The following is a 10,543-nucleotide window of genomic DNA, read 5'->3' as shown; positions in this document are numbered from 1 at the left end:
AGGCGGTTTCCTGCAGCATGGTCTTGTCGGTGACCAGCGGCAGGAGCTGCTTTGGCATCGAAGCACGCGAAAGCGGCCACAGGCGGGTACCGGCGCCGCCGGAGAGGATGACTGGATAGATTTTCATAATTTATGTGTTGAGTTTCTAAATCGATCGTTCCTGGCGCTTGCACCAGCACAGCGTGACAGGTCAAACTTGCAAGTGTAATTGAAAATGCCGACGGGAAATGTCATCATTTTCCACACTGTTGCACAGCAGGAGACAAGTTTGAGTGTTCAAAAATCGGCCCGTTTCCCAAAGCTGGCGTGTTCGGAAATCCCTACCCAGAAGAAATAAGCCGATTTCCCCATCCTTTTCCCCCGATGGTTTCCTGACGGCATCGTCAATAATCCTATCCGTGAATGGGCCAATGTGCCCACCGAACCGATAGCAACCGACTGACGTAACACCTGCCTGCAAGAGCGGAGACCAACGATGAACGTGAAGAAATTTACAGCCCCGACTTCCCGTGAGGCCCTGCGCAAGGTGCGCGATGCCCTGGGACCGGACGCGGTCATCCTGTCGAACCGCCCGGTGGATGGCGTGGTAGAGATCCTCGCACTGGACAACGACGACGTCGCCTCGCTGGCCTCGCCGTCGGCCGAATCGGAGATGGCGGCCCCGCGCCCCCAGCTGCACCACATGGACGATCTCCCGCAAGCGGCCGCCCCTGCAGCTCCGGCCGCGCGCACCCTGCACGAAGCCGGCGCACCGCGCCCTTATGACGCTCCGGCAGCCCGCACCTTCAGCAACATCCAGGCCGAGCCTGCACCGCGCGCCCCGGCGGCCCGCCCGGCCATGCCGTCCTTCCAGGATTTCGAAGAACCGGCGCCGGCCCCGCAAACCTACGTCAACCGCCGCGCACCGCAGCCGGAAGCCCCAAGTTTCGACATGGCCGCGATGACCGCCATGATGTCGGCCGCCATCGCCCAGGCCAAGGAATCGGCCGCCGCCGAAATGCAGGGCATGATGAGCGAGCTGCGTGCCATGCGCGGCATGATGGAAACCCAGTTGTCCGAGCTGTCCTGGGGCAGCACCCAGCAGCGCGAGCCGCAGAAGGCCGCCGTGCTGCGCGAGATGCTGGCAGCCGGTTTTTCGGCCAGCCTGTCGCGCTACCTGATCGACAAGCTCCCGGCCGGCAAGGATGCCGCCGAATCGCTCCGCTGGATCAAGACTGTCCTGGCGCGCAACATCACCTCGATGTCCGACGAAGATGCGATCCTCGACCGCGGCGGCGTGTTCGCCCTGGTCGGCCCGACCGGTGTCGGCAAGACCACCACCACCGCCAAGCTGGCGGCGCGCTGCGTGATGCGCCACGGTCCGGAAAAGCTGGCCCTGATCACCACCGATGCCTATCGTATCGGCGGCCATGAGCAGCTGCGCATCTACGGCAAGATCCTGGGCGTGATGGTGCACTCGGTGAAGGACGAGGCCGACCTGCGCATCGCACTGAAAGAACTGCGCAACAAGCACACCGTGCTGATCGACACCATCGGCATGTCGCAGCGCGACCAGATGGTGACGGAACAGGTGGCCATGCTGACGGAATCGGGCGCCAACGTGCAGCGCCTGCTGTGCCTGAATGCGACCTCGACCAACGAGACCCTGAACGAAGTGGTGCGCGCCTACCAGGGCACCGGCCTGGCCGGCTGCATCATGACCAAGATGGACGAAGCCGCGTCGATCGGCAACGTGCTGGACGTGATCATCCGCCAGAAGCTGAACCTGCACTACATTTCGAACGGCCAGCGCGTGCCGGAAGACCTGCACCTGGCCGACCGCGCCATGCTGGTCGACCGCGCCTTCCGCACCAAAAAGGACGCTGCCGCGCAATTTTCCGACGCCGACCTGCCGCTGATGATGTCCGGCCTCGGTAACCTGAACAACGACCGTTCGCTGCGCGAGGTGTACGTTGGCTAGTTTTGATTTCGACCAGGCCGAAGGCCTGCGCCGGATGCTGGCGGGTCCGAAGCCGCGCATCGTGACCTTCCTCTCGGCAACCGCGCAGGACGACAAGGGCGCCATGCTGGTGAACCTCGGCGCCTCGCTGGCGCAGAGCGGCAATGACGTGCTGATCGTCGACGCCTGCGAGCACGACTACGGCGTGGCCCAGCGCCTGGGCGTGGACCGCGGTCCCGGCCTGCTGCAGGTAGCGCGCCAGGAGTGCGCGCTGAACCAGGTGATCCATCCGGCGCCGCAGGGTTTTTCGGTGGTCAAGATGAACAGCGTCGTCCCCGCGAAGGCGGGGACCCAAGCTTGGGTTCCCGCCTCCGCGGGAACGACGGTATCTCATGACGAAACCCGCCGCCTGGCAAAAGCTTTCGACGTGCTGGTGAAGCAGTCGGCCGGCAGCATCGTGATCGTCGACGGCGAATTTTCCGACGATGGCAGCTTCCCGGTGCCGATCATGGAATCCTCGGAGATCGTGGTCCAGGTCTCGACCGGCGCGACGTCCATCACCAACGCCTATGCGCTGGTCAAGCGCTTGTCGCAACACCTGGGGCGCCGTCCTTTCGGTATCCTTGTCACCGGCGCTACCGAAGCCGAGGCGAAGGTGGTATACGATAATATGTCATCTGCGGCAACACGTTACTTGGCAGTAACGCTGAGTTCCATGGGCTCGGTGCCTGCCGACGAATACCTGCAGCGCGCCGCGCGCCTGGGCCGTGCGGTGGTCGACGCCTTCCCTCTGGCGGGCGCATCGGTGGCATTCCGCCGCCTGGCCGGACGTTTTGCAACGGGCATGAGCCGCGCAGCATAATAAACAGAAAGAACATGTACACGGCCAAAGGGAAAGCGGACAAGAATCATTTGCTGACGGAGCATGCGCCGTTGGTGAAGCGTCTCGCCCACCAGATGAAGGCGAAGCTGCCGCCATCCGTCGAAGTCGACGACCTGGTACAGGCGGGCATGATCGGCCTGCTCGATGCGATCAGCCGCTACGAAGAAAATCACGGCGCCCAGTTCGAGACCTATGCGGTGCTGCGCATCCGCGGCGCCATGCTGGACGAATTGCGCAGCAGCGACTGGCTGCCGCGCTCGACCCGCCAGAACATGCGCAAGGTGGAGCAGGCGATGTCGGCGCTGCAGCAGCAGCTGGGCCGTCCGCCGAGCGAATCCGAGATCGCGAAAAACCTCAAGCTGTCGCTGGCCGATTACCAGGAAATGCTGGGCGATTCCGGTGGCCACCAGCTGGTCTATTACGAAGACTTCCATGACGAAGACGGCAACGACAGCTGGCTCGACCGCTATGCCGTCGACGACGACGATCCCCTGCGCGCGCTGCTGGAGACCGACTTCCGCCAGGCCGTCATCGACGCCATCGACAACCTGCCGCCGAGGGAAAAGATCCTGATGGGCCTGTATTACGAGGAAGAACTGAACCTGAAGGAGATCGGGGCGGTGATGGGGGTGTCGGAATCGCGCGTGTCGCAGCTGCACAGCCAGGCCGTGGGCCGCCTGCGTACCTATCTGCGGGAGCTCGCGTGGACTTAGCCAGCCTGCTCGGGCTGGCGCTGGCGATTGCCGGCATCCTGGTCGGCCATACCCTCGACGGCGGCAAGTTCTCTTCGCTGGTGCAGCCGGCCGCGTTTGCGATCGTGGTGGTCGGCACCTTCGGCGCCGTGCTGCTGCAGACCAGGAAATCCGCCTTCATCCGCGGCCTGCGCATGCTGCGCTGGGTGTTCTCGCCGCCACCCGACCGCCGCCAGGAGCTGGCGCGCGAAATCCATTTGTGGAGCCTGTCGGCGCGGCGCGACGGCCTGCTCTCGCTGGAACAGTACATGGCCAAGGCCGATCCCTTCATCCAGAAGGGCCTGCGCCTGGTGGTGGACGGGATCAACCCGGACAAGCTGCGCAGCCTGCTGTTCACCGAAATTAACACTTACGAGATGCGCGAGCGCCAGGCCGCCCGCATCTGGGAATCGGCGGCCGGCTATGCGCCGACGGTCGGCATCCTCGGCGCCGTGCTGGGTCTGATCCACGTGATGGAAAACCTGAGCGACCCGTCGCGCCTCGGCGCCGGCATCGCGGTCGCCTTCGTCTCCACGGTGTACGGCGTGGGCCTGGCCAACCTGCTGTTCTACCCGGTCGGGAACAAGATCAAGAGCATCGTCGCCGAGCAGGTGCTGCAGTACGAGATCCTCACCGACGTCTTCCACGACATCGCCACCGGCGACTATACCCGGGTGCTCGAGGAACGCATCGCCTGCCTGACGGCGCCGCACTGAGGCCCGGCTGCTCATGACGCGCCGAAAACGCTACGTCGAAGACACCGAGAACCACGAGCGCTGGCTGATCTCCTACGCCGATTTCATCACGCTGCTGTTCGCTTTCTTCGTGGTGATGTACGCGGTTTCGGTGGTCAACGTCGGCAAGTACAAGGTGCTGTCGGATGCCCTCGGCGACGCCTTCGGCGGACGCGGCGCGGCCACCAGGATCAATACCTCGGTCGATGTCGAGCCGCTGCCGCTGGCGAACATCATCGCGCGCAAGCGTGCGGAGGAGGCCAGGCGCGACCGCATACGCCTGGACCTGCTGGCCCGCAAGCTGAACAGCGTGCTGGCCCCGCTGGTCCATAGCGGCAAGGTGCGCGTCACCCAGAATGCGCGCGGCATCACCGTCGAGATCAACGCCAGCGTGCTGTTCGACGAAGGCGATGCCGGCCTGGTCGGCAACGCGAAGGAAACCCTGGGCACCGTCGCCGGCCTGCTGAAGGACGACAGCCACGCGATCGAAGTCGAGGGCCACACCGACACCACACCGATCGCCAACGCCGCCTTCCCCTCGAACTGGGAACTCTCGGCGGTGCGCGCCAGCACCGTGGTGCGGCTGTTCGTCGACAGCGGCGTGGCCGAGCGCCGCCTGGCCGCGGTCGGCCGCGGCGCAAACCAGCCGATCGCCTCCAACGATGACCCCATCGGCCGCGCCCGCAACCGCCGCGTCGCCGTCACCATCCTCGCGGAGTAGGGTGGGCGGCTCCGCCGTCCATGCCGCCCACGCACGCTTGGCATTTCCCCCACCACGGTTCACAATCGTCCCAACCCGACAGGAGCGAGCAATGAACGTGCATGCAAGCCTGAGCATCGACGCCAGGCACGAAAAGGTGCTGGTAACTTTCAAGATCGAGAATCGCGGCGAGCGCCGGATTGGCGTGCCGCGGGAGATCGCTGTTGAAACGGAACTGACACGCCGCTTGTTTGAGCTGCGCCAGCATCCTGGCGACGCTGAGGTGTTGTATCTGGCTCGGACGGTCAAGCGAGTACCTCTGGGCCTGGACGACTACGTCGAACTGGCACCGCATTCGGCACACACGCATACGATCGACATCACGCGTGCTTTCGCCTTCCGGCCGGGAACAAACACCTATGTGATTCGTTACGAGAGCACTGCGCTGGAGGATGTCCGCCGGCTCGACACTGCTGTCGGGTTCACGACCGCGTCGGTGATGTTCAGCCACACCGAACGCTGAAGCCCATGTCGGATTTTGTGATATGCGACGGTTCCAGGCCTTCAAATTCGAACTGAGACTGACCGGCGATTTGTCGCGCGACATGCGCCGCTTCGCAGGGGCATGTCGCTTCGTCTTTAATAAAGCGCTGACATTGCAGATGGAACGCTTCGCGAAGGGTGAGAAGAAAATGGGCTACGCAGACCTATGCAAGCTGCTCACCCAGTGGCGCAATGGCAAAGAGACACCATGGCTGAAGAACGCACCGGTCCACCCGTTGCAACAGGCGCTCAGGGATCTGGAGTGTGCCTATACCAATTTCTTTGCCAAACGGGCTGCCTTCCCTCATTTTAAAAAGAAAGGAAAAGGGGAGAACTTCCGCTATCCAGATCCGAAGCAAATTAAGCTCGATCAGAAAAATAGCCGTATCTTCTTGCCCAAGCTGGGCTGGATACGCTACCGAAACAGCCGAGCTGTGCTTGGAAAAGTGAAAAATGTGACCGTAAGCCATTCGTTCGGCAAATGGTTCGTCAGCATTCAGACAGAGCGCGACATTGAACAGCAGACCCCCGACGGCGAAGCAGTAGGCATTGATATGGGAATTGTTCGCTTTGCCACGCTGTCGGATGGCTCGCATATTGAGCCGCTTCACAGTTTCAAGCGGCACGAAGACACGCTTCGCAAAGCACAGCAGGCGATGAGTCGAAAGAACAAATTCAGCAATAACTGGAAGAGAGCAAAGCTCCGCGTCCAGCAAATTCATGCCCGAATTCGTAACGGCCGCCGTGATTTCCTGCACAAGGCCTCGACAAAGATCAGCAATAACCACGCGATGGTGTGCGTCGAGGACTTGAAAGTACGGAACATGTCTAGGTCAGCGGCAGGAAATAGCACGGACCCGGGAACAAACGTTCGAGCAAAGTCTGGACTGAATAAATCAATCCTCGACCAAGGGTGGTTCGAGTTCCGGCGTCAACTCGATTACAAGTTGGCCTGGAACGGTGGTCATCTCATCGCGGTGCCGCCAAGGAACACAAGCCGCACTTGTCCCCGTTGCAGCCATTTGTCGCTAAACAATCGGCGGACTCAGGCGCGATTTTTGTGCATCTGGTGCGGTTTCGAGGAAAACGCCGATGTAGTCGGTGCAATGAATGTATTAAGGGCGGGACACGCCCGGTTCGCCTGTGAAGTGAGCGGTGCGGTAATGCCGCCAGCAGCAGGAACCCACCGAAGCGAGCAAATCGCGTAAGCGAAGGCCGCCGTAGGAATTCTCCCTTTCGCAGTCTCGATACGATGAGTGGTTACGAAAGGGCTGGAGGATGTCAAAAGGTGCTGGTGACTTTCAATCGCCTGTCGCTACGGACGCCGCCCGCAGATGCCCATCAACGCAAATCCAAACGCGGCGTGTTCTCCCCAAAATACTCATGCGAATCCGCATTGTTGACCGCCCTGGCCGGATCGGTCCGCGCCAGGTCCCCGGCTGCCTGCTGCCCATAGGCCAGGTCGTCGGTGCCGGCGACCACGGTGAAGTGGCTCATCTCGTGCACCAGGGTGCCGCCCTTCGAATCGGTCCCTAGCGGCGGCGCGCTCCAGAAGGCCTTGCACACATAGATCTTGTAGGGCTGGTTCGGATACACATAGGCGTACCAGGACTCGTTGCAGCCGCAGTCGACCGTTACCGGCTTGCTGGCGAAGGCCTCCTTGATCGCCTGGAAGTGAGCGGCCACCGTGGTCGAGCGCGCCGGATCGGCGGCGCCGAACCAGCTGGTATAGCGCGCGCCCAGGGACTTGGCCTGCAGGTAGACGCCGGCATCCTGCGCCATCGCCTGCGCGGCCTGCGCGGCGCCGGTGATCGCCTCCTGCTGGGCGTTCGAGCAGCGGCTGAAGGACAGTCCCGCGCCTTCGGGCGTGCCGGTGGCGGTGTCGAGGGCGCCGCGCGGCAGGCGCCCGTCGATCCACACCGAGGCAGGCGCCGGCTCGGGCAGGGCGGTGGCGCGGACCGGCAGCGCCGACTGGCCATTCGTGGCGCCGGTAGTCACGCGCGCGACGCCGGGACGGCTGAACAGCTGCGTAGCGCCGTCGCGCCAGCGCACGCTGTAGGCGCCGGTGATGCCCATGTCGTACAGCGCCGAGAGCTCGATCCGCACACTGCGCGAGGCGCCCGGCTTGAGGGCGACATAGTCGGCGGGGACGGGCGCGGGGCGCTTGACCTGTATGCCCAGGTAGCGCACCGGCAGGCCGTCGCGCGTGACCTCGAACAGCGGTGCTTCGACGGTGCCGAAGGGCGTCTGCCACTTCAGCAGATATTGCGTGGCCGCGGTGGCGTTTGTGACGGTGACGTCGACGACCACGTTGTCGCTCTTCGCCAGGGTCTGGCGTTCCGGTGTGACCCTCACCGTGAGCTCGCCGGCCGCGGCCAGCGCGGCGTCCGTGTTCACCATGGCGCCCACTGCCAGCGCCACTCCCATGATTGACTTCCGGTCCATATCGTTCTCCCGAGGCTGTCCAAAACTCGGTTGTAGCAAGCCAGAGGCCAGCAATATTGCCGCTTCGTAAGAAACCACGCCGGTCGTGCAGCTTTAATGCAACAAATGGTGAGAATTGATTCTCCGTTACAAAGAATTGCGCGCTTGTACAGACAACCGTTGTTAGAATGAAATGATGCTGGAAGACCACAAGAGTTTCACGAAGGAATAAACTTCCCCGATCGCTCATGCGCCGCCCGAACAATGCGCGCGCGCTGGCCCACACGATGCGCCCCACAGCACCCGGAACCCTGCGCCTACGCCTGCCGCAGCGGCCGCCGCATGATCGCTTGCGGCTACCCATGCGGGCGCCACCATCGAACAATGTGCTTATGAGCGGATCAGACAATTCAGCCGACGCCATCGCCTCGCGCAAGCGCTTCCTCGAGCTGGGCAAGAACGACATGCTGCAGGTTATCGACGGCATGCCGGCCGGACTGCTGGTGGTCGACGAGCAGCGCCGCGTCCGCGCCATCAACAGCACCATGAGCGCCATGCTCGGCATCCCCGACGATGCGCTGGCCGGCTTGCCCTCCCTCGAATCCCTGATCCCGGCGGTGGAACTGGGCGAGCGCGTGACGGCGGCGCTGGAGACCGGCGCGCCGCAGGATGCGGTGGTGGTGCCGGTCGACGGCCACGCGGACGGCGTGCGCTGGTTCGAATTCAACATCCGCCGCACCTCGCAGTCCGGCGGCGTCCAGCTGCTGCTGATCGGCCAGGACGTGACCTTCCGCCGCCAGGCCAGGCAGCGACTGCAGGAGAGCGAGGAATTCTTCCGCCTGACCTTCAGCCAGGCCGCGATCGGCATCGCGCTGCTGTCGCGCGAAGGGCGCTTCCTGCGCGTGAACCGCAAGCTGTCGCAGATCGTCGGCTTCAGCGAGATCGAGCTCCTGCAGCGTTTCTTCCACCAGGTCACCCATCCGGACGAACTCGATGAGGACAAGGCCCTGATGCGGCGCCTGGTGGCCGGCGAGACGCGCGACGCCCGCCGCGAGTCGCGCTACCTGTGCAAGGACGGCCGCACGGTGTGGGTGGCGCTGAGCGCGTCGACGATGCGCGAAGCCGCCTCCGGCCAGCTGCGCCTGATCGTCGCGGTGCAGGACATCTCGCGCCGCAAGGAAGCCGAGGAAGCGCTGCTGCGCATGGCCACACACGACACCCTGACCGGGCTGCCGAACCGCCTGCTGCTGCAGGACCGGCTAGCGCAGGCCATCGCCCACGCCCAGCGCGCGCGCCGGCAGGTGGGCGTGATGTTCATCGACCTGGACCGCTTCAAGCACGTCAACGACAGCCTCGGGCACGAGGCCGGCGACCAGCTGATCGTCGAGATCGCGCGCCGCCTGTCCGCCGTGCTGCGCGAGAGCGACACCGTGGCGCGCCAGGGCGGCGACGAATTCGTGGTGGTGCTGGCCGACCTGGCCAGTTCCGACGACGCCGCACTGGTGGCGGGCAAGCTGCTCGAGAGCCTGTTCGAACCGCTGTCGCTGGTCGGCCACGAGGTGTTCCCGTCGGGGAGCATCGGCATCGCCATGTATCCCGGCGATGGGCGCGACAGCGAAGCCCTGCTGAAGGCGGCCGACAGCGCGATGTACCGCGCCAAGGCCAGCGGCGGCAAGCGCTACGACTTCTACGCCGACGAGATGGCGGCCGAGGCCCAGGCCCACCTGCGCATCGAGCACGGCCTGCAGCGCGGCCTGCTGCGCGGCGAGTTCGTGCTGCACTACCAGCCGCAGGTCGACGCGGTCAGCGGCCGCATCGTCGGCGTCGAGGCCCTGGTGCGCTGGCAGCCGGAGGGTGGGGCGATGGTGCCGCCGAACGACTTCATTCCGCTGGCCGAGGAGACCGGCCTGATCGTGCCGATCGGCGAATGGGTGCTGGGAGAAGCGCTGCGCCAGCAGGCGCGCTTTGCCGCGCTCCTTGGCGGCGCACCGCCGCGCATGAGCGTGAACATGTCGGCGCGCCAGTTCCGCGAGCAGGACGTGGCGGGCAAGGTCGAGCGCCTGCTGCAGGAAACGGGCTGCGAGCCGTCCTGGCTGACGCTGGAAATCACCGAGAGCGTGCTGATGGAGAATCCGTCCGCCGCCGCCGCGACCATGGCGCGCCTCTCGAGCATGGGCGTGCACCTGGCGGTCGACGATTTCGGCACCGGCTACTCGAGCCTGGCCAACCTGAAGCGCTTCCCCATCCACTGCCTGAAGATCGATCGCTCCTTCGTCTCCGACATCGCGGACGGCGCCGGCATCGACGGCGATGACGCGGCCATCGTCAAGGCGGTGATCGCGCTGGCGCAGTCGATGAAGCTGGAGGTGATCGCCGAAGGCGTGGAGAGCGCCGCCCAGCTGGACTTCCTGGGCGCGCACGGCTGCAAGCGGATGCAGGGGTTTTACTTCAGCCGGCCGGTGACGGCGGAGGCGGTGGAGGAATTACTGAAGGCGCAGCACTGCTGACGTTGTTCCCGCCACTACCTCGTCGTTCCCGCGAAGGCGGGAACCCAAGTTTGTTGAGTAGACGCTGCGTTTGCTATGGACG

General features: G+C 64.2%; 10 protein-coding genes. 8 read left to right on the top strand and 2 right to left on the bottom strand.

Annotated elements, in window-relative coordinates; translation table 11 throughout:
• Positions 1 to 127, bottom strand: a 127-nt coding sequence (locus LQV39_RS22175) for a sugar phosphate nucleotidyltransferase (protein ID WP_230027664.1), incomplete at its 3' end; no start/stop codon positions are given.
• A gap of 348 nt (positions 128 to 475) precedes the next feature.
• Here LQV39_RS22175 and flhF point away from each other — a divergent pair.
• From flhF to LQV39_RS22140, 7 genes are all read left to right on the top strand, one after another.
• Complete coding sequence (gene flhF, locus LQV39_RS22170) at positions 476 to 1,960, top strand: flagellar biosynthesis protein FlhF (protein WP_230029344.1); 1,485 nt, start codon at positions 476 to 478, stop codon at positions 1,958 to 1,960.
• Positions 1,953 to 2,801, top strand: coding sequence for an antiactivator of flagellar biosynthesis FleN protein (locus LQV39_RS22165; RefSeq protein WP_230029342.1), 849 nt, complete (start codon positions 1,953 to 1,955; stop codon positions 2,799 to 2,801). Before flhF ends, LQV39_RS22165 begins: the two co-directional genes overlap by 8 nt.
• 14 nt (positions 2,802 to 2,815) lie before the next feature.
• A complete protein-coding gene (locus LQV39_RS22160; protein ID WP_230029340.1) occupies positions 2,816 to 3,535 on the top strand; it encodes an RNA polymerase sigma factor FliA in 720 nt (239 codons plus the stop codon).
• Complete coding sequence (locus LQV39_RS22155) at positions 3,526 to 4,269, top strand: flagellar motor protein (RefSeq protein WP_230029339.1); 744 nt, start codon at positions 3,526 to 3,528, stop codon at positions 4,267 to 4,269. Before LQV39_RS22160 ends, LQV39_RS22155 begins: the two co-directional genes overlap by 10 nt.
• A 13-nt stretch (positions 4,270 to 4,282) precedes the next feature.
• A complete protein-coding gene (gene motD / locus LQV39_RS22150) occupies positions 4,283 to 5,008 on the top strand; it encodes a flagellar motor protein MotD (protein WP_230029338.1) in 726 nt (241 codons plus the stop codon).
• A 91-nt stretch (positions 5,009 to 5,099) separates the two neighbouring features.
• Complete coding sequence (locus tag LQV39_RS22145; protein ID WP_230029337.1) at positions 5,100 to 5,510, top strand: hypothetical protein; 411 nt, start codon at positions 5,100 to 5,102, stop codon at positions 5,508 to 5,510.
• 22 nt (positions 5,511 to 5,532) lie between these two features.
• The gene (locus LQV39_RS22140; RefSeq protein ID WP_230029336.1) at positions 5,533 to 6,738 is read left to right on the top strand and encodes a transposase; all 1,206 of its coding nucleotides are present in this window, start codon (positions 5,533 to 5,535) and stop codon (positions 6,736 to 6,738) included.
• A 133-nt stretch (positions 6,739 to 6,871) separates the two neighbouring features.
• Here LQV39_RS22140 and LQV39_RS22135 read toward each other — a convergent pair whose 3' ends face one another.
• Positions 6,872 to 7,975 (bottom strand): M35 family metallo-endopeptidase, encoded by a 1,104-nt coding sequence (locus LQV39_RS22135; RefSeq protein ID WP_230029335.1) that lies wholly within the window; start codon positions 7,973 to 7,975, stop codon positions 6,872 to 6,874.
• Positions 7,976 to 8,346: 371 nt separating this feature from the next.
• Here LQV39_RS22135 and LQV39_RS22130 point away from each other — a divergent pair, with 371 nt between their 5' ends.
• Positions 8,347 to 10,461: a bifunctional diguanylate cyclase/phosphodiesterase gene (locus tag LQV39_RS22130; protein WP_230029334.1), complete on the top strand. Its 2,115-nt coding sequence runs from the start codon at positions 8,347 to 8,349 to the stop codon at positions 10,459 to 10,461.
• The last annotated feature ends 82 nt before the right edge of the window (positions 10,462 to 10,543 follow it).

It is taken from the genome of Massilia sp. Bi118, from assembly GCF_918697865.1.
In the GTDB taxonomy this organism is placed as follows: Bacteria; Pseudomonadota; Gammaproteobacteria; order Burkholderiales; family Burkholderiaceae_D; genus Telluria.
The sequence above is the reverse complement of the archived record's forward strand: the minus strand, read 5'-3'. Positions and strand labels throughout refer to the sequence as shown.

Excerpts from the sequence above, each read along its gene's own strand:
- LQV39_RS22130 (WP_230029334.1), top strand. The coding sequence starts at position 8,347 with ATGAGCGGATCAGACAATTCAGCCGACGCCATCGCCTCGCGCAAGCGC.
- flhF (WP_230029344.1), top strand. The coding sequence starts at position 476 with ATGAACGTGAAGAAATTTACAGCCCCGACTTCCCGTGAGGCCCTGCGC.
- motD (WP_230029338.1), top strand. The coding sequence starts at position 4,283 with ATGACGCGCCGAAAACGCTACGTCGAAGACACCGAGAACCACGAGCGC.
- LQV39_RS22140 (WP_230029336.1), top strand. The coding sequence starts at position 5,533 with ATGCGACGGTTCCAGGCCTTCAAATTCGAACTGAGACTGACCGGCGAT.
- LQV39_RS22160 (WP_230029340.1), top strand. The coding sequence starts at position 2,816 with ATGTACACGGCCAAAGGGAAAGCGGACAAGAATCATTTGCTGACGGAG.
- LQV39_RS22145 (WP_230029337.1), top strand. The coding sequence starts at position 5,100 with ATGAACGTGCATGCAAGCCTGAGCATCGACGCCAGGCACGAAAAGGTG.
- LQV39_RS22135 (WP_230029335.1), bottom strand. The coding sequence starts at position 7,975 with ATGGACCGGAAGTCAATCATGGGAGTGGCGCTGGCAGTGGGCGCCATG.